General features: G+C 53.2%; 13 protein-coding genes and 1 tRNA gene. 9 read left to right on the top strand and 5 right to left on the bottom strand.

Features of this window, described 5'->3' with window-relative positions; translation table 11 throughout:
- Nucleotides 1-63: 63 nt before the first annotated feature.
- The 5 genes from Pla22_RS06740 to Pla22_RS06720 all read left to right on the top strand — a co-directional run bounded on the left by Pla22_RS06740 (nt 64) and on the right by Pla22_RS06720 (nt 3713).
- Nucleotides 64-1356, top strand: a complete 1293-nt coding sequence (locus tag Pla22_RS06740) for an MgtC/SapB family protein (protein WP_146513930.1) — start codon at nt 64-66, stop codon at nt 1354-1356.
- A 79-nt stretch (nt 1357-1435) separates the two neighbouring features.
- Nucleotides 1436-1906, top strand: a complete 471-nt coding sequence (locus tag Pla22_RS06735) for a PA2169 family four-helix-bundle protein (RefSeq protein WP_146513929.1) — start codon at nt 1436-1438, stop codon at nt 1904-1906.
- A gap of 470 nt (nt 1907-2376) precedes the next feature.
- A complete protein-coding gene (locus Pla22_RS06730; protein ID WP_146513928.1) occupies nt 2377-2580 on the top strand; it encodes a CsbD family protein in 204 nt (67 codons plus the stop codon).
- Between the two features lie 132 nt (nt 2581-2712).
- Nucleotides 2713-3294, top strand: coding sequence for a PRC-barrel domain-containing protein (locus Pla22_RS06725; protein WP_146513927.1), 582 nt, complete (start codon nt 2713-2715; stop codon nt 3292-3294).
- A gap of 170 nt (nt 3295-3464) precedes the next feature.
- On the top strand, nt 3465-3713 hold the full coding sequence (locus Pla22_RS06720) for a hypothetical protein (RefSeq protein ID WP_146513926.1): 249 nt from the start codon (nt 3465-3467) through the stop codon (nt 3711-3713).
- Between the two features lie 319 nt (nt 3714-4032).
- On the opposite strand, the gene Pla22_RS06715 is transcribed toward Pla22_RS06720, so the two are convergent.
- Complete coding sequence (locus Pla22_RS06715; RefSeq protein WP_146513925.1) at nt 4033-4266, bottom strand: hypothetical protein; 234 nt, start codon at nt 4264-4266, stop codon at nt 4033-4035.
- Between the two features lie 301 nt (nt 4267-4567).
- On the opposite strand from Pla22_RS06715, the gene Pla22_RS06710 reads away from it, so the two are divergent.
- The 4 genes from Pla22_RS06710 to Pla22_RS06695 all read left to right on the top strand — a co-directional run bounded on the left by Pla22_RS06710 (nt 4568) and on the right by Pla22_RS06695 (nt 8325).
- Nucleotides 4568-4909 carry a cupin domain-containing protein gene (locus Pla22_RS06710; protein ID WP_146513924.1) on the top strand — a complete coding sequence of 114 codons (342 nt, stop codon included), beginning with the start codon at nt 4568-4570 and terminating at the stop codon, nt 4907-4909.
- Between the two features lie 113 nt (nt 4910-5022).
- Nucleotides 5023-7008 (top strand): AI-2E family transporter, encoded by a 1986-nt coding sequence (locus tag Pla22_RS06705; RefSeq protein ID WP_146513923.1) that lies wholly within the window; start codon nt 5023-5025, stop codon nt 7006-7008.
- A gap of 37 nt (nt 7009-7045) precedes the next feature.
- A complete protein-coding gene (locus tag Pla22_RS06700) occupies nt 7046-7441 on the top strand; it encodes a response regulator (RefSeq protein ID WP_146513922.1) in 396 nt (131 codons plus the stop codon).
- Nucleotides 7438-8325: a diacylglycerol/lipid kinase family protein gene (locus Pla22_RS06695; RefSeq protein WP_146513921.1), complete on the top strand. Its 888-nt coding sequence runs from the start codon at nt 7438-7440 to the stop codon at nt 8323-8325. Before Pla22_RS06700 ends, Pla22_RS06695 begins: the two co-directional genes overlap by 4 nt.
- 142 nt (nt 8326-8467) lie before the next feature.
- On the opposite strand, the gene Pla22_RS06690 is transcribed toward Pla22_RS06695, so the two are convergent.
- The 4 genes from Pla22_RS06690 to Pla22_RS06675 form a co-directional block, all read right to left on the bottom strand.
- Entirely contained in the window at nt 8468-9613 is a 1146-nt protein-coding gene (locus Pla22_RS06690; protein WP_242631842.1) for a polysaccharide biosynthesis/export family protein, read from the bottom strand.
- Between the two features lie 148 nt (nt 9614-9761).
- Complete coding sequence (locus Pla22_RS06685) at nt 9762-12845, bottom strand: AsmA-like C-terminal region-containing protein (RefSeq protein ID WP_146513920.1); 3084 nt, start codon at nt 12843-12845, stop codon at nt 9762-9764.
- A 324-nt stretch (nt 12846-13169) separates the two neighbouring features.
- Nucleotides 13170-13253 (bottom strand) — tRNA-Leu (locus tag Pla22_RS06680).
- Nucleotides 13254-13345: 92 nt separating this feature from the next.
- On the bottom strand, nt 13346-18409 hold the full coding sequence (locus Pla22_RS06675) for an Ig-like domain-containing protein (RefSeq protein WP_146513919.1): 5064 nt from the start codon (nt 18407-18409) through the stop codon (nt 13346-13348).
- Nucleotides 18410-18580 lie beyond the last annotated feature (171 nt).

The following is an 18580-nucleotide window of genomic DNA, read 5'->3' as shown; positions in this document are numbered from 1 at the left end:
GCACCGAAAAGCTGCACTACGCAAACTTAGGACACGGTCTTGAGAAATAGGCACAAAGCATAAATGGAAACCTACCAGGCAATCGCGATCTCACTTGGACTCGGCCTGCTGGTAGGCTTGCAACGACAATGGAAAGAGTCGGAAATCGCGGGGATACGGACGTTCCCGCTCATTTCATTGTTTGGCACACTCTCAACCCTGATGGCTGATCAGTCGGGCTGGCTGATCGCCGCCGGGGTTCTTTCAATTGCGGTTCTGCTTGCAATCGCAAACATCGCCAAGATTCGCTCGGGCGACTTCGACTCGGGCATGACAACGGAAATAGCAGCGTTGTTGATGTTCGCCGTTGGCTGCGCGTTGGGAACAGGGAACACTGGCCCAGCGATCGTTACCGCAGGCGTCGCCGCGGTTCTTCTGCATTGGAAACAGCGACTGCATGGTTTAGTCGCGTCAATGACCGACAAAGATCTACGTGCGTTGATGAACCTAGTGCTCATCAGCCTCGTCGTTTTACCGATCTTACCAGACCAAACTTTCGGTCCTTACGATGTGCTGAACCCTTACGACATTTGGCGAATGGTTGTCCTCATTGTCGGCATCAGTATGGTTGCCTACGTAGCGTATAAACTCTTGGGAGCCAAAGCCGGAGCTATTCTGGGAGGCATCTTTGGCGGTTTGATTTCTAGCACGGCAACCACCGTCAGTTATGCGAGGCAGACCAAAAGCTCACCGGACGCCACGACCATGGCTGCGATGGTGATTCTGATCGCGTCGACCGTTGTGAACGTTCGCATCTTGATTGAGATTGGGATCGTATCTCCGAGCTTATTGAAGTTTACGTTCCTACCTATGACCTCGCTATTGATACTGATGGTCGTAGAATGTTTTGTCTTGTATCTGCCGCTTCGCCGTCATGCCACGACTCCACCCGATCACGACAACCCTGCTCAATTGAAGCCAGCGATCATCTTTGGTGGCCTCTATGCGATCATCTTGTTCGCTGTCGCAGCAGCTAAAGATATTTTCGGCGAAAACTCACTTTATGCAATCGCGGGCATATCAGGACTGACGGATGTGGATGCCATCACCCTATCAACGGCAAAGATGTTCAACGAAGGTCGCGTCGACCCAGATACAGCATGGCGGGTGATCGTGATCGCAACGCTATCGAACCTGATCTTCAAGGCCGGCGCCGTTGTGCTGCTGGGCACTCGCAAATTAAGCCTATATGTGGCCGCGGCCTTCGGCGTCGCTGTTATTGGCGGCGTTCTTATGCTGGTCTTTTGGCCGGGCTCGGCCATCAATGAAGTGCCTTTCCTTCAGGGTCTGTTTGAAGGGTCTGAAAGCTCTTCTTAAAGCAGATCGTCGGCTTCCGGCACACTGTTTGCGTTTGAATGCTTGTAGACATTTCATTCAAACTACTTAGGAGCAAACCATGAGTCTCGAAACAAAGACCGACCTCAATGAAACCACGATTAACAAACTACAAAAGCTAATTCGTGCCAATATCGATTCCTACAACGGCTTCCACGAATCCGCAGAGGAAATCGACGATGCACAACTTACGACTCTGTTCAAAGAGATTGGCGACCAGCGTAGCGCCATGGCGAGTGAGCTTCAAAAGTTCGTGGAGTTCAATGGAAAAGAAGCAGAAGACGACGGTAGTGTAGCCGCCAAGACTCACCGAATCTGGATCAACATTCGCAGCAAGATCAACGGTGGCGATCCCTACGTCATTCTGATCGAAGCCGAGCGAGGCGAAGATCACATCAAAGCAGCCTACGAAGAAGTCTTGAAGGAAACCGCAGGCAGCGCCATGAACGACCTACTCACTGACCAATACGCAGCCGTGAAGGCAGGCCACGATAAGATCCGGGATTTGCGAGACGCGTACAAGAACAAGTAGAGGCGTCGTAGGGGAAGCGTGCACTGTAACCGATTCGATGCGGTCGAATCTGCTGATCTGTTGATCTACTGATCTACTTCCCGGTTGCCTCTTGATGTTGAGCGGGAGAAGTCGGCACCGTCTCACTTCTCTCTTGCTGAGACAAAAGCCTGCCTCGCTCAGACACTTTGCTTTTCAATATGCAATCAACAATGTCGATTCACGGGGAGAGTTTTCTCATCAACGAAAGCCTCTTCGATTGATTGGGAAGCTACCTGTTCGTTCGCCAACCGATCACACGCCACTAGCGACGAATCGTTGATTCGTCGCTTCTTTCTTTTGAAGTAGGAAGTAAGCGTCAAAACGTGCGAAAGACGCATCGCCAGCTCTCTTATCTCGTTGATTGGTCCACGACGTGCAGCTAAGTGTTCTTATTAAATGTCCGCTAAGTAGAGCGGCATACTTATCTGACTCAGTCTGGAGAAAGAACAATGAACTGGGACCAAATACAAGGCAAATGGAAACAGGTCAAAGGCCAAGCCCAACAAAAATGGGGCGACCTGACGGAAGACGATCTTGACGTTGTCGCTGGCAAGCGAGAAGAGCTGGTTGGCAAGGTTCAAGAACGCTATGGCATCGCCAAGGACGAAGCAGAAAAGCAAGTCAAGGAATTCGAGAGTTCATGCAACTGCTAGCAGAGTTGCTGCCGCAAGGCATCCATTGAACGAACTCGCAAACCAGTTGAATTCAGATGAACGAACATCAGGCTAAACACCTAGTTCGATAACCGAATCTTCTTACTCATATCAACACTTGGAGAAATTACTATGAAACGTGCATTCCAATACGCGACCGCTGCTGCGGTCCTTTCATGCGTCACCCTGGGCAACGTTATGGCCCAGGACGCAGCTACTCAAGACCGTTATCAAACTAACGGTGTAAACCAGCAAACCGACGCTGGGAGACTGGATTCCAAGACAAGCGGAACCAATATCCGGGTTAGCCAATTGATTGGCTACAACATTCAGAATTCACGAGGAGAGAGCGTCGGTGAAATCAACGACATTGTTCTCGATTCAAAGACCGGAAAGGTTCGCTACGCGGCGGTAACCTACGGCGGCTTCTTGGGAGTAGGTAACAAGATGTTTGCCGTGCCATTCGAAGCGTTCCGTGTCCAAGCCGATCCGGATGAAGTGGGCGACGATGACATCGACTCAGATGACTATGTCTTAGTCTTGGATGTCACCCAGCAACAGCTTGAGGGCCAACAGGGATTTGATGAAGACAGTTGGCCAAACATGGCTGACTCACAATGGGCAGCCGACCTCGACAAACGATACGGCGTCAAACGCAACATGGACGAGAAGGATCGTCTAATGCGTGAAAACCGTCGAAACGTCAATCAGTAAGCTTTATTGTTCCTATGGCCGACGCGGCAATAACGACGCGTCGGCTTTTTTTGCGCCTACACATTTAACCGCCAGAACTTGTTCGCCCCTTCGCTTCGCCGATAAATCGAGGAAGCTCGCTGAGCAACGAGATTGCTGACACCGCAAACCCTATTTACGAAAGTTGAATTATGAAGACTTCCCTGTTCGTCGCTACTCTAGCCCTAGTCCTTAGCTTTGCGGGTTGCGACGTTGACGTCCATGAACGTGGCACTCTGCCTGATGACACTGATGGCGTCAATGTTGACGTCAACGACACCCCGGTTGAAAATCGAATGGAACGCCGTGAGGAAAGACGCGAAAACTTGCGAGACGCAGTTGACGGCGTCGACGTTGAAGTAGGTGATGGCGGAGTCAACGTGGATGTTGGTGAAGAATAGTACGTCCAGTACTTAGATGCAGACACCGTGTCGCCAACTTAGGCGATACGCGTGTTTTGCAAAGAGCATTTGCAAAGAGCGTTCGATCGTAACGATCGCTCTAACACTCCATCCTATCAACGGCTCGTTGTTGAATGACTTAGACTGAACTCCCTAGTCTGAATTCCCTAGAACGAACTCCCCAGTCTTAACTCACGAGACTGCCCAAACGGCTCTCGTGCACCTCGCGTCGTCGCTCCGCTCAGGCAAACACAGAATTGAACGTTTGCCGAATGCCGATCGCAAAGTGCCGAATGTCGAAACAGCACAGATTGATTAACTACGGAGCCACTGGATCGACTGGTGCTACCGGCTCACGATCAATGCTCGCATCGATCTTGCCAGCCGCGCTGTCTACGGCATTCTTGGTTTTCTCGACAATGGTCGATGTGTCCTGTCGGACCTTATCCGTGTCGACCTCTATGGTTGGATTGCCATTGGGTGAACTGAATTGAAGCCAGCCGATCAATCCAAGAACAAGGACCAAAACCAAGATTAATACGACGACGCGCATGATCAATTACCTCTTAGGTGAACCGAAAGGGTTGCTGAACTGTACGACAGTCCCAACAACCACTCTGAAACTAGGCGAGCGACAACCGCGTCAGCCTATTCTTGTGACATCCCGCATCACTGACGGTGAAGTTTGTCACGTGTCAATTTGAAGGCTCGTACAAGCAATTGTTGCGCCAGGTGCTGACACGCTGCTTTGCCTGACAACGGCATAGCGTTTGCGTCACAGTATTTAAGTAAACGAACAAGCAACAAGTAAACGAACTGCGACGAAACTACACCCTTCAAATAAGGACATTCGAATGGACATTCCTCAAATTACCTCGAAGTCGACTGCAGAGACTGGCGAGATGGGCCAGAAGTACTTGGCATCGGGAAAGCACGTTGCTTTACGGCGTTGGCAGGAGGGTAAAGCGGATTACGATTCGCCCCGCTCTCGTGACTATGAGACCGTTGGCTACTTGCTCAGTGGGGTCCTGGAATTGGACTTGGACGGTGAAGTGGTCACGTTACAAGGGGGAGACTCTTGGTTAGTGCCCGCGGGTGCAAATCACCGTTACCGCGTGCTTGAACCTATTGTGGCCTTGGAAGCCACAAGCCCACCTGCACGTTACAACGAGTTAGATGATCCCAGTAGTAATTGATAACGCAACATTTCGCTCAAAATCACTTCGTGTGACCTAGCTGATTGACGACTCAAGCGATCGCCAACGACCTACGCACTTTTAGTCCCTTGAATGAACTATTGACCTACTGAATGACACAACAAAAATCCGACCTTGCGATGATCTCTGCGGTCGCTCAGTTGCTTGCGGTTATATTAACCGTCGCAGCATTGTATTTCGCCCGTGATGTTTTCATTCCGCTGGCACTCGGATTGTTGCTGTCGTTCCTCCTGAGTCCGATCGTAAACCGGCTGCAACGACTAGGTATCCCCAACGTCATGGCAGTTGTAGCAACTGCGGCGCTCGCGTTCGTCCTTCTTGCAGGCGGCTTCACTCTGATTGGCCGCGAACTGACCACCTTGGTCGGCGACCTGCCAAAGCATAAAGGAGAGCTCGTCGCAAAAGCACGCAGTCTTTCGGGGATGACAAGCGGCGTTGGCGGATCCCTCGACCAACTCGCAAGTGAAGTGACCGAGGCGATGGAAGAGGGTGCAGCGGTCAAGATAGATGATCAAGAAGACGCAGACACGTCTTTGTGGACGACATGGACCAACCGAATCCTGCCAGAGAACTCTGACGGCCGCAAAGACTTGCCTCACGACGGTACGTCCACCCGCACGCCCCTTTACGTCCAAGAAGTGCGAGATGACTTGCCGTTGGCTTCATGGGCAACCACAGCGGGTACCGTGCTGGGGCCACTGGCCACGGCGGGTCTTGTGAGTGTGTTCGCGTTGTTCATGTTGATCCACCGAGAAGACTTAAGAGACCGCATCATCGCGGTGGTCAGTCACGGAAACTACGTCACAACAACCGAAGCGTTGGACGAGGCGGCCGGGCGAATCAGCCGATACCTGATCGCTCAAACGATTGTGAACACTTCGTACGGGTTCGTATTAACCGTTGGTTTGGCGTTGATCGGGGCGACCATGACCCCAGGCGGTAGTTTTCCCAACGTGATCTTATGGGGTGTGCTGGCGACATCGCTCCGATTTGTACCCTACATCGGCCCGACCGCTGCTGCCGTTTTCCCACTCGCGATCGCTTTGTCGGTCTTTCCGGGCTATGGCGTTGCGTTAGCCGTGTTGGTCCTAATCATCACGATGGAATTATTCAGCAACAACGTTTTGGAGCCATGGTTGTATGGTGCCAGCACCGGCATCTCGGCTGTCGCGGTGATTGTTGCGGCCGTGTTTTGGGGTTGGTTGTGGGGGCCGGTCGGTTTGCTCCTTTCGACCCCGCTCACCGTTTGTTTGGTGGTGCTCGGACGCTACGTTCCTCGCTTCAAAATCCTTTCCACTTTGTTGGGCGAGGAAGTCGAAATCAAAAAATCAATGCGGTTTTACCAGCGGCTACTAGCCGGTGACGAACATCGAGCTGGTGAGTTACTCAGGCAATACGTCGCTGAGTCGGATTTGTCCGGTGTCAGTGATGAAGTGATTGTTCCCACACTCAAACGTATCCGTCTCGACCACGACGCTAGTCATTTAAGTGATGTTGACGCCAATCGCTTATTTGCGATGTCCGGGGGATTGATCGCCAGCCTGGGTGAAGAATTGGACACTTCACCGGCAAAGGCTGAACCGGTAGATGGCGAACCATTGGATGAGGAAACCACGGCCACGACTTTACCTACGGTGGTCGGCTGCACGTCGCATCACTTCAGCGAATTCTTGCTATTGAACTTGCTTCGAATAGGTGGCCGTGGGAAGTACGAACTGACCAGCATTGATGACGAAACTCTCCCGGAAGAAATAGGCCGGCAGATTGCAGATAGTGCACCCTCCATCGTGGTCATCGTTGTGCTACCCAAAGGAGGCTTCGCGCAAGCTCGCTATCTTTGCAGATCCATTCGTAGCGAAGGTTACACCGGCCCAGTGTTGATCGCTTGCATGGGCAAGTTCAAGAACTTCGACAAGTTGTTTGTGAAGTTTCGCAAGGCCGGCGCGACCGGCATGACGACCTCGTATTCGCAAACACGAGCCAAGATCGAATCGATACTGCAACGGCAATCTCCGGCGCCAGACCAATCGTTCCACCGCTCTGAAACGCCTGACACCATTTCCACGAGTTCGCTTTGAACTACCTTTCTTCAACCTTCAATTGATTGAGCACACCATGACCACAATTTTGCTAGTCGACGACCACGACGATATTCGCGAGATGATGGCTCAACATTTGCGTAAGCGTGGTTATGCAGTGGTCACGGCTAGTAACGGCCTCGAGGCTGTTCTGGCGACCGCCCAAGCTGCACCGTCGTTAATTTTGATGGATGTCAACATGCCAGAACTTGATGGGATTGAAGCTACCATGCAAATTCGAGCTGCCGAAGTTGAAAAACGAATTCCTGTGATCGCGCTGACCGCTCACGCGCTTCCGGATGATGAGACGCGGGCGATTGCCGCCGGTTGCGATGCGTTCCACTCCAAACCCGTCGACTTCAAACGACTGTTCAGCCAGATCAGTGAGTTGCTTGGGGAGAAGGCCGTCAATTCCGAAGGCGTTCCCTCATGAAAACCGTCGTCTGGAACTCTGGTTCGGGAAGGGCGAGCGAAACAGATACACTACGAACTCATCTGGACCATCACGCTACTACTTGGATTGATCTATCCGAAACCTCGGACTTGGTGGACGAGATCAAGGCTTCTTCTAATACGCCGAAGTCCACCGTCGTCGCTGCTGGTGGTGATGGAACGGTGAATGCCGTCGTCAATGCGTTGATGACTATCGAAGCGGCTCAGCGACCGAGCATGGGAATCATTCCCCTAGGCACTGCCAACGATTTCGCCGGCACGCTCGAGATTCCCGATGACATCTCATTGGCGGTCGAGATACTCGCGCAGGAAGCGATTCCGGTCGACGTGGTTCGTATTCAGGGTGAGAACATGGAACGCTACTATGCCAACATCGCCGCGGGTGGAAACTGTGTTCGGGTCAGCGAAGTCATGACCGATGAATTAAAGGCGCGTTGGGGAGCGTTTAGCTACGTTCGCGGGGCTATCGACGTTCTGCCTGATATGACTTCCTACTGTATCGACCTGAATTGCGATGGAGAAGTTTTTCAGAAACTTGATTCTTGGGCGGTCTTGGTTGCCAACGGAAAAACAAATGCTGGACGAATCCAAGTCGCGCCGAAGGCTTCGCCGGTCGATGGACTGATCGATATCGTTATCATTCGCGATGGTACGGTGGGAGACATGATTGAGATTGTTGCGAACAACTTGCTGGGTGACTTCCTCGAATGCGAGCAAGTTATCTTTCGGCAAGTTAAATCGCTTCAATTGCAATCCAATCCACCGATGCGGTTTACCCTCGACGGCGAGTTTGTGGATCGGGAACCAGTGCGTTTTGACGTCGTCCCCGGCGCCGTTCGAATGCACATGAATGCCACCGTTTGACCGGCAACTGCGTGATGCACTCGGCAACTGCGTGATGCGCTCGGCGGCATCTGCGTGGTGCACAACCTTAGTGATCGTTTTCAGTGGGACTCATTCTTATCAATTGCCTGAACGATTGACTTAGCAAGCATCAGTGATGCCGTTAGTTATCGCGGAAATCAAGTTCACCATCGACGTCACTCTCGCGGGACCGTTCGGATGAAAAAGGAGCCTCAGGCGATTGATTGAGATAGTCACTCAGACCTTGCGATGAATTGCCTTCGCTGCTTTGAAAGTCAGGTGAGTCTCGTTCCAACAAGTCATTGGGCCGCAGCGGGTCGTTTGATAGCCGCATCAATCCAACGCTTCCCGGCGAGATCATGGTATTCGCGACGCCCAGCATTGGTTGAGCCGTGTAGGTAGGCGGTACCTTGCAAGCGCGATTACAGCCCTGGCAACGATCGCAGGTTCGACTGGCTCGCCAGAACATCAATTCATCCATGCACGACCTCGATGAAACGAAGATTCGGTCACCGGGTTGCAGTTGATAGTTCGACGATGTGTTTCCCATTTGAACAATGGAGCGATAACAGACGGGCAATGTCACTCGGCACTCACATGGATCCGTCGGACGGGCCAGCAGAATTTTGCACGGGTTTGCTGCGCTGGTCAGGCCACCTGCCGTGACGATCGCGTCGAGAACGGTTTCAAACCCGGATAGCGGGTAAGCGCCCGGTGCATTGACTTCACCGAGTACATAGAAGCGATGTACGGGTTCCAACATTCGCACGTTGACCGCGATCGCGTCACAATCCTCGGGCAAATCACGTGCTTGATTCAATTCGCCGGTTTCGTCGGCCAACAGCGGCTTGCACGTTTCTTGCTGCAGTCGAATCTGATACGCGATCTGACGTTCGATCAACGATTCTGCTTGCTCAAGATCCTGACCAGCGACAACGACACGACCGTACGGTCCCAGGTCAACCGTTCCATCAGCCAAAACCACTTGGTCGGCTGGAAGCCGCAGGTCTCGCTCTAGGTTGACCGGTTCGATCAGCAAAGCGTCACCAGGTTCGAGAGCATGCGGTGGTAGCACCGTCTTGGCATTCTCTCGAGCGATCCCAAATGGAATCTTCGACGCATCAAGGACTGACTCGGCGTCCTTCGTTAACATTGAATCCGAAGGGAACAGGGATAACCCTAGGGTGCTGCACCCGGTCATCCATAGGCAAGCCAACATGGCATAGCCCTGCATAAGTCTTCGAGTCGTGATCTTTGCTAGCTTGCTAGAACCGTTTCGATGCATCATGTCGCCTCGTGTGGTGAAATCCTTCCTACACGAATAATCGGCGCGCGCGACACGCTTAGCGTGGCTTATAAGACATATGCGATGCGACAGTCAGGACCGTCACAATCGGAACGACTAGAAAACTGCAAGCGGTTGTGAAACACACAGCTCACTTCATGTCGAGTTCGCTCGCAGCCCCGGCGGTCACACCAGCGACAATCAGCCGTTGGCCCTCTCTTAGCAGGAACCGAGCAGCCTCCTCGCGAAACGTATCAATGGGTTGCACACGAACGATTGGATCTTGGACCGTACCTATGACGCGAACCACCAAGGTGCGATCTCGTAGCAGCTCGGTAATGTCCAGTATTGCCGAAGTGGGAAGCAACGACCGCAGTGCATACCGTCTCGCTAGCTGCGAGAAATCGGCCGCGATGTCTCGATAGTCGCCTGTCGCGATCAACGCATTCAAGTCCATACGTCCGCTGCGGATAAACACTTTTCCATCTGCTTGCACCAGCGCCGTGTCCGACCCAATCCAAAACTCGTCAATCGTGATTGCACCGCCACCGATGACTCCGTTCACTTCACCAACATCGAAAGTTTGGTTCACCAACGAAATCGGACCGAGGAACTGCGAGACACCCACGAGTCCCGGAATTGACGCACCGCGTGTCTGACCGAGTTGAAAAGCGAATCGTCCTCTCAAGTCGTCAAGTGACTGAATTGATTTCCCGTTAAGTGTTAGGTCGCCTGTTAACTCACCTTGAGCGAACGACGAAGACCGTCCGAGTTGCTTGGTGAGTTTAGAAAAATCCACTCGCCGCGTTCTCCAGCGACTTTCAAGATCCACGCCACGGCCGCCGCGACGCGTCGAGGATAACGCAAGCTCACCTTGAACCTGTCCGCCACCTTGCGTGGACCGAACCGAAGGGAAACGCAGCGTCCAACTCATTTGAGTCAAATTAGCGTCCGCCGCGATTCCACTATGTGCTTTTCCCAGCGGCAGTCCAAAAAGAGATAAGTCAGTTCCATTGGCGCTGCCTCGAACGCGAACAGATTCCTGATACCCATTCACCGTTGCCGTTAACGATCCTCGACCGCGGTAGTCTTCCGCGACGTCCCCCAGAAACCAGAGACCACGATCTAACACAATTCGATTGGCCGATATCCAAAGGTCAGATCGAGGATGAATCTTCTGGCTCGAATCAACCAAGTACACCCGCCCCGTCGCTCTTGCCGTGCCTCCAGCGTAAGACCCAACGAGTGACTCTAGCTCGAAAATGTTGTTTCTGACTTTTCCACGTAGGCGAGCGGAACGTGACAACAACGCAGAGCGATGACTAACTTCACGAAGTTCCAGTTGAACGTCAGCATCCGGAAGTCGAGTCTGATCGTTCTGGTCCTTCGCTGCTAAGACCGTAATAACACCTGACACTGTTCCCGCTAAGTCGCTGCGCGCCGCAGACGTGACGCTCAGCAGTCTTCCCAAAGACATACCGTCAAATGTGAATTCCGTTTTCGCGAACCGTCGTGTCAGGTCAGGCCAGCGATCCGCAGCCTGCATCTCGGCAATGGTATCGATGCTGAACTTCCCATCAAAAACTTCTCCTTGAGCGACGAGTGCAATGCGACCGGATCGTGCGGTCACATCAACGGTCAAATCACCCATCTCGGCTTCGCCCAATCGCACCTGCTTCATCGACAACTTGGCATTTCCTTGGTGCGAGACGGGTTGATCGAGCGCATTAAGGGGAACTTGCCAATCCACTTCGCCAACCAGGACGACTGAAAGGTCGACGTTGCGTCCCGCGATCGGCACCGTCAACTTGGGTGCAACATCCGATACGGATCCTGTCAACGAAAGCGTTCCTTCAGTCGCGAATGGAATTTGCGCAGAACCATGAATTTCGCCTCCAAACACCGATGCATCGAGCGAACGAAGGTCCAATTGATCAGCAGTGATAGCGTAGAATGCCTGAAGACGACCAAGCCGAAACGACTTCGGCAAATCGGCTTCGTTCCGCCTGGGAACGACGGTGAACTTCTCAGGTGTCAGCTCTATGTCGTGCTCAATCGTCCCGAGATTAATTCCGGCAACTCGAAGCCTTGGTGAAGCGACTAAACCGCGGATCTCCCAAGTTGAATCTTTGATCTCGTTGTTCAACTTTCCTGAGCCGAGAACGCGAAAGTCGAACTTCCCTGACGCGACGTTTGAACCGGTTTCAGTTTGAGAATCTGCGAGCGACGAACGAGAGGCGATCTCAACGAGAGACTCCGCTGGAACATCGTCGCCTGTCATTTCAAACTGGAATTCGCCTACGCCCGATAAGGGGACTTGTCCCTTGCCTCGTACGCGAATTGCCCCGGCAACGTCCGCTAGCCCGGCAAGCGTTGACGTCGGACTGTCACCATTATTGCTTTTGGATATGCCGACTCGAGAACCACTAACCTGATTGACCGCGACCAAATCAAAATCGTTAATGAATAGAATTTCGTCGGCAATCTGAACTTCCTTGGCATCGAAGTCTGCGGTCGGCAACCCCGGAACTTTCAATCCTTTTCCCTGGAATGATCCGGTGAGTTGATAGGTTTCGATTTGATTGAGGGTGTCTAGTGGCACGCTCACGCTGATGTTGCCCGATAGCGTGCCGTCGGACAGTGCGTCTTCATCGACCTGTCCCGTCAGCTTTGAGATCAAATCGCTTATTGGGGCGAGCGACACGTCGGTCACCTCACTATTCGCGTCGATCTTTCCTCGCGGAACAAGCTCTGCTGTTCCGCTTCCGCGAATTGCCCCGGGTACCTTGCGCGCGGCCGTTCGATCAATCACTTCTGACTTCAGTTCACGTAGTGTGGCAATCCCATCACGGTAGGCAATGTTGGTGCTTAGGTTTTGAAACTGGACACCATCGACCACCAAAGATGAACTCGTCAGCGTGCCATCAAATCGGTACGCCGCAGCGTCTCGCAAAGAGGTTAGGGGGACGCCCACTTCGAACTCGACACTGACTTCGCCCTCGAGATCCAGACCGGTTTCAATTCCGATCATCTCCAGCCGATCGGCCAACTTTCCGACGTTGATATTGTCCAAGGACCAGTGAGTCGTCCAATACCGTGGCTTTCCCTGAGGCTGCGCTTTAGCGGGCTTGGCCGGAGGTTCCTGGGCCTGGCATTGGGTGAAACTGCATACCAATATCCACACCACCAATAGGCGATGGACGACGGGCGCTATTAGCAAACGACGAATAGGCATGGAAATTTTGGTTTGAGTGAAGCGATGCTTGATGAACCCCATACCGTGAAACTGGGGTATTCCGCTCAGCCAGCCGCTCCAGCCTACCTAAATCGACAAGCGGAACGCCAATGGGATTCTGCACACTCGGCAATCTCTCGCCCCGTGTTGGCCATGTCCTCGCGCAGGTTGACTTGCGATGCATCCGAGAACCGTCCGCCGAGCCCTCGTGGCGATCAGCCATCGAGCCCCGAGGCCCGAGCAACATGCAACATGCAACCAACCTCAAGCCCCTACGAAAAAAGGACTTAGAGCGGCTGCTCTAAGTCCTTTTGTTGTAACAAGTACCGAAGGAGGGACTCGAACCCTCACTGGTGTGAACCAACTGGATTTTGAATCCAGCGCGTCTGCCAATTCCGCCACTTCGGCCTGTTGGGCAAGAGTATCGCGTCGAACGACAATTTTCGCAAGTCCGTCAGCCAACGCTATTTTGGCTACGGATTACTCAGTCGTTTGCGAGTCTAATTCCACAAACCTTGAACGTCGTCGGCCAACAGATCTAGGATGTCAGTCTCGTCATCGTCACTGATGCTAGAGTCCGTGCTGGCGACTACGGGTCCCAACGATGCCGCCACAGATGGCGAGTCCGTTGATAGCACTTGGTCGGACTGGCTGAGGTCCGTGAAAATGCTGTCGCTGGCCACGGTCGAACCCAAATCAGTCGATGTCGATGCCGCAAGCGGTGCCACAATCGCCTCGCCCTCGGACTCACGTGAGTTGTTCATTCGGGTGAGATAATTGATCACCTGCAACGCGTCGATCGCCGATGTGCGTCGGTCACCGTTCACATCGGTGAAGTAACTGCTACGTGTGCTACTGCCGGCTTCGCCTTCGGCTGGCAGACGGCTCATTTCGTTAATGATGAGAAGCGCGTCGATTGGCGACACAGAGCCGTCGTTATTGACGTCTGGAGCAAGCACTGGGTTTTGCACAGCTTCGCCTTCGCCCGATCCTCCGCCGATGGTGATCGAAAGTTTGTCGTAGCGAATCTGGCTAACTTCAATGGGCTCATCTTCGCCGAACAGCAACGTATCTTGGAATGGCGATGAATCGGCAGGTGAACCGACAACAGTTGCCGTTCCTGACGCGATCGCTTCGAAGTACAGGGTAGCCAGAAGTGCGGGATTGACTCCATCGTCAACGGTATCCGCCGACGAAAGTGTACCGAACTCATCAATGATACCACGACGAATCGCAGTTCCGACGCCAGCGTCAGCAACGTAACCGGCTCCGAAGTCGACATCGAAATTGAATTCGCTTCCCGAATCCCCCGGCACAGGCATGATCAGCCCAGAGCTGTAAAGCACATCGAGGTAACCCGCGAACACAAAGGTCGATCCAAACGTTCGCAAGTCCTCAACGTTGACCTGAACACCAAAGGTATCGCCAACGGACACGCTAGTGATGGGTGTGCCAGCTTCGTTCACCAGTGCGAAATCAATGGCAACGACCGCGTTATTGTTCACATTACCCAGCGGTATGGTGACTTCGGCAGTGCTGCGGACGTCGTCTTCCGTCACGATCAGATAAGTGAAACGTTCAAGACCATTCGCGTTTCCGTTGGCACGGTAGCTGAAGTAGTCATCGTTAAGGTTATCCGGCGTGCCGTTGTCTTCGATGATCACGGTGCCGAATGACGGGTTGGTTACCAAACCAAACTCGCGAATCGTACCGGTAGGACCGAGATTATCGTTGCCCAATACGTCCAACCGATTGCGATTGACGGCACTGTTAACGATCAGGTTTCCATCGGAGTCTCGTCCGTCGGGGAACGAATCGTCGATTGCCGAAGTGAAGTTGTCCGATGCGGGCAAGATGATCAATTCAGCTCGTCCGTAGCGTTGTTCGTTGACCAGCAGAGCATCATCCGATGCCAGGATCACGGTCTCGCTGACGTCGGCGTCCGCTGGGTCACCAATAAACTGGGCAACGCCCGGTGACAATGCGACCATTCGAAGCGTGAACAATTCCACGGGCCCGGTGTGCTCGGTTTGATCAGTGATTGGCTGGACACCGCCCACTTCGTCGAGCAGTCCGGGTGTGTCGGCATTCGCACGTTGCAGGAAGTTCTCACTTCCCGAGAACAGTGGTCCAAACGTGATATCGAATGGGAATGATGGATTGAGGCCCGTGTTGGAAACCGCCACCAAGGCATCGGTGTAGAGCAAGTCTAAGAACGCCGACGCGACTCCCTCGGGTGCCGCCAACTGGCGAAGATCTTCCACAGTAACACGAACTAAGAATTCATCGCCCACTCGTACGTTGGTAAGTGGAGTGTTGATGTTCACCGGATCGAAGACACCGATTTGGAAATCGACGATGTCGTCAGCCCGTGTGCCGGGCAACAAGTTGACGGTGACCTCGGCAGTGCTAATTTGGCCCGCTGTATCTTGGATGCTGTAGGTGAACTGTTCGGTACCGTTAAATCCAGGAACCGGCGTGTAGCGAAGTGATTGTCCGCCACCAATGATTTGAATATTCGCGCCGGCAGATCCCGGAGTCACGCTCGTGATGATCAGTCCGCCCTGAGTGCTGGCGACGTCGTTGTCGAGGACGTTCAGTGCTCGATTCACGCTGCCCTCAGGCACCTCGAAGGAATCGTCCACTGCGATCGGAACATTCGATTGGAACGTCACGGTGACAAACACTTCTGCGGTCGAGCGTGTCCCGAAGGAGTCGACAACGGTGTAGGTGAAACTGTCACGTCCGACGAAACCATTCGGCGGAGTGTAGTCAATTGACTTGCCATCGGATGCGATCACAACCACACCTCGCAGGTTCGTCCGGTCAATGCTTTCGATACGAAGCGGGTTTTCCGTCGTATCGAAATCGTTAGCAAGGATATCCAGGCGATTGGACAATGTATTGCGTGAGACACTGACTTCATCGTCGTTTGCGATTTCAGCAGCGGTCAAAATCGGGAACGTGTAATCTTCTACTTCACCGGTTTCAGCAAATCCGGTTGCGCCGACACCCGTGGTTTGGCTCAGACGGAACCGAGCGAAGGTGGAACCGATCGCCGCGTTGGCAGGAACGGAAATTGGCACCGAGACGGTTTGCGAAGACGTGCTCGATGCGACACTGACGTTAACGGCAAACTGCTCGCCGGCATCACTGAAGTCACCATCGGCATTGAAGTCCATGAACCCTTGCAAGTACGCAGGTCGTCCGGTGGTGTTATTCACGATCACTTCGAAAGTGCCCAGGTTTCCAGGGCCCAACGGTGTCAGTAGTCGAACGCCATCTTCATCGTCCGTGCCCGCGGTATCGTCGCCCGAAGCATCGGCTGAAGGTTGACCATTGGTTTCGCGATCAGGAAGTGTGCCGATCGAAAGTCCTTCGACAATCCCGTGACTGGCCCCATTGTCGGCAAGCAGAGTTCCGTAAGATTCCAGCGCATCACCAAAGTCGCGAGAAGCTCGAAGGATGAAATCGCCCGTGCCGGAAACACTGGTTCCGTCAAAGACGACGGTATTGATTCCGTCGCTTGGTGTGTCAAAACCGTATCCGGCAGGCACGATCAAACGGATATCGAAGCTTCCAGTGCCTTGGAAATTCAGGTTGTAGGTACCGTCGGCGTTGGTTCGCGTATTGGGTTCACCAAGGTCAGGTCGCCCATCCCCATCAAGGTCAGCAAACACAAAGACGTCAGCTACTCCTTCGCCGGTATCAGCCACGTCGTTTCCGTTGGAATCAACGTAGACGGTTCCCAAGTTGGTCGAACCGGTACCACTTTGGCTTAAGCCAAAGCTAATCGGTTGTGGGTTCGTTCCCGAAACCGTAACGGAAGTTGCTGTCGTTGCCGAAGTGCCATCCGGCGTGACGATAGCGATCGTCGCACCCGCCGCAGTCACAGGCAATGTGAAACCACCCGTCGAATTAGTGAGCGTGGATACCTCGTTATCGTCAAACACTCCATCGCCATCGCGGTCGATGAAGACAGTGATGCCTGGGATTCCTGTTTCGCCGACGTTTCGTCCGTCACGATTCAAGTCACCGAAAACCGTTCCCGCAACATTGGTACCACCTGTGGTACCAGTGGAGAGCACATGAGTGAGAGTTTCGCGAATTCGACTGAACCCGGCACGAATGGTTGGATCAGCATAAAAATCATTGCGGAAGATCGGCTGAACGTCGTCTAACGTTCCAAAGATCCCGTCGTTGCCCAAACCTTGGGCAAACGCGTCCGTCAGACCACCACCGGTGTCACCCAAGCTCAGAGTCGTGTTGGTGTTGTTGGTATGAATCATACCGAACATGTGCGCCGCTTCGTGAGCAGCCACGGATGCCAGGAATTGAGTGGTCAAATCAAGTCGGCTAGAGGCGGGGGAGATCACAGTGCCAGCAGTAGCTGCAACAAATCCATCCAACGCAAACAGCGCCGTTTGCGACAGGTCAAAGTTTCCGACGTCCACAAAATCCACTTGCCCCAGGGCACCGACCAGTCCTGTATCGGCTCCCGTTCCACCAATGATCATACGGGTGATGCGTGGGTCATTCGCATTGAGTTCGTACCACTGACGATGCGCCGCGTCGCGACTGTTAAGGATCCGAATCGCGTACTCACCCGCGTTTCCAGTGACCTCAAAGTCTCCGTTGGCTGAGTTGTTGGTCAGTTCTTCAAAGATTTCGACCACTTCATCGTAGACGCCAGTGGCGACTGCGTTTGCCGTTGCGACGTCACCAGCTTCTAAGCCGAGAACACCGAGCGACTCTTCGATCGTAGGAACAATCGTGATCCCAAAGTTGGGCAGTCCTACTGTTGTCGGGTCAAGGAAGAGATTGTTGTCAACGAAGCCACCTTCCCAATCGAGATACAAGATTTGTGCATCGCCATAGGCCAACGATTCGGTCGTCGGACGATAGGCACGCAGTCCAACGGTATACGACGTTGTTTGAGTTGCCGCTGCAACGGTCAAGAAATACCGACCGTCTTGAGGCGTCACGAACGTACCTGACGCGTTTCCGGTCGTTTGCAATGGCGAGGACAAACCGCCCACCAAGTTGCTACTTGCAAACGATGTGGTCAAAGCCGGTTGGCCAGGCAGTGGCAAACCTGTTGGACCGTAAGGTCCTTGAATAGCAAACTCGCCTGCGGCCCCAGACGTTGCGATATCAATGATGTCGCCGGCCACGAGATCAAAGCTATAGGTATCAAAATCCGTTTGAAAACCACTATTGTTGGTCGAGACATTGGTTACCGGACTGCGACCGGAAATGTCGACTGTGTCCTGCTTACCAGATCCAGTGCCAAATGGAATGAACTCGGCGGTTGAACGAAAGTCGTTTGAACCAAGCGTTGCTTGGTTTTCAACTTCGACGTAGTTGAACGCAATCACGCTGCCAACGTTTCGCGGCGTGCTGTACACCGGAAGGTTGCTAGACGCGGGCTGATCAGGAACGTCGGTGAGCACCGCCATCAATTGACGACTCTCGAGATCTTCCATCATCAACCGTCGCTTATGCGATCGCTCGGTTGGTTTGCGAAGGGATCGTTGTGCGTTCGATTCAGTTCGTTTTGTCATCGAATGTCTCTACCAAACTAAGCAATAACATCTGTCGCCTTGACCGAGACTAAACAGAGATTGCCGATTTGGGCTGAGTTGTGCTGGATGGGGATAAGGTCGCCGTTTCGTCGTGCCAGCAGGTCCACTAGTTGGCGAAATGCGACAATTGGGAACAAATGGCAAATAGGG

Source organism: Rubripirellula amarantea, assembly GCF_007859865.1.
Taxonomy (GTDB): Bacteria; Planctomycetota; Planctomycetia; order Pirellulales; family Pirellulaceae; genus Rubripirellula; species Rubripirellula amarantea.
This window is presented reverse-complemented; position numbering and strand designations above follow the sequence as displayed.

Excerpts from the sequence above, each read along its gene's own strand:
- Pla22_RS06740 (WP_146513930.1), top strand. The coding sequence starts at position 64 with ATGGAAACCTACCAGGCAATCGCGATCTCACTTGGACTCGGCCTGCTG.
- Pla22_RS06735 (WP_146513929.1), top strand. The coding sequence starts at position 1,436 with ATGAGTCTCGAAACAAAGACCGACCTCAATGAAACCACGATTAACAAA.
- Pla22_RS06730 (WP_146513928.1), top strand. The coding sequence starts at position 2,377 with ATGAACTGGGACCAAATACAAGGCAAATGGAAACAGGTCAAAGGCCAA.
- Pla22_RS06725 (WP_146513927.1), top strand. The coding sequence starts at position 2,713 with ATGAAACGTGCATTCCAATACGCGACCGCTGCTGCGGTCCTTTCATGC.
- Pla22_RS06720 (WP_146513926.1), top strand. The coding sequence starts at position 3,465 with ATGAAGACTTCCCTGTTCGTCGCTACTCTAGCCCTAGTCCTTAGCTTT.
- Pla22_RS06715 (WP_146513925.1), bottom strand. The coding sequence starts at position 4,266 with ATGCGCGTCGTCGTATTAATCTTGGTTTTGGTCCTTGTTCTTGGATTG.
- Pla22_RS06710 (WP_146513924.1), top strand. The coding sequence starts at position 4,568 with ATGGACATTCCTCAAATTACCTCGAAGTCGACTGCAGAGACTGGCGAG.
- Pla22_RS06705 (WP_146513923.1), top strand. The coding sequence starts at position 5,023 with ATGACACAACAAAAATCCGACCTTGCGATGATCTCTGCGGTCGCTCAG.
- Pla22_RS06700 (WP_146513922.1), top strand. The coding sequence starts at position 7,046 with ATGACCACAATTTTGCTAGTCGACGACCACGACGATATTCGCGAGATG.
- Pla22_RS06695 (WP_146513921.1), top strand. The coding sequence starts at position 7,438 with ATGAAAACCGTCGTCTGGAACTCTGGTTCGGGAAGGGCGAGCGAAACA.
- Pla22_RS06690 (WP_242631842.1), bottom strand. The coding sequence starts at position 9,613 with ATGATGCATCGAAACGGTTCTAGCAAGCTAGCAAAGATCACGACTCGA.
- Pla22_RS06685 (WP_146513920.1), bottom strand. The coding sequence starts at position 12,845 with ATGCCTATTCGTCGTTTGCTAATAGCGCCCGTCGTCCATCGCCTATTG.
- Pla22_RS06675 (WP_146513919.1), bottom strand. The coding sequence starts at position 18,409 with ATGACAAAACGAACTGAATCGAACGCACAACGATCCCTTCGCAAACCA.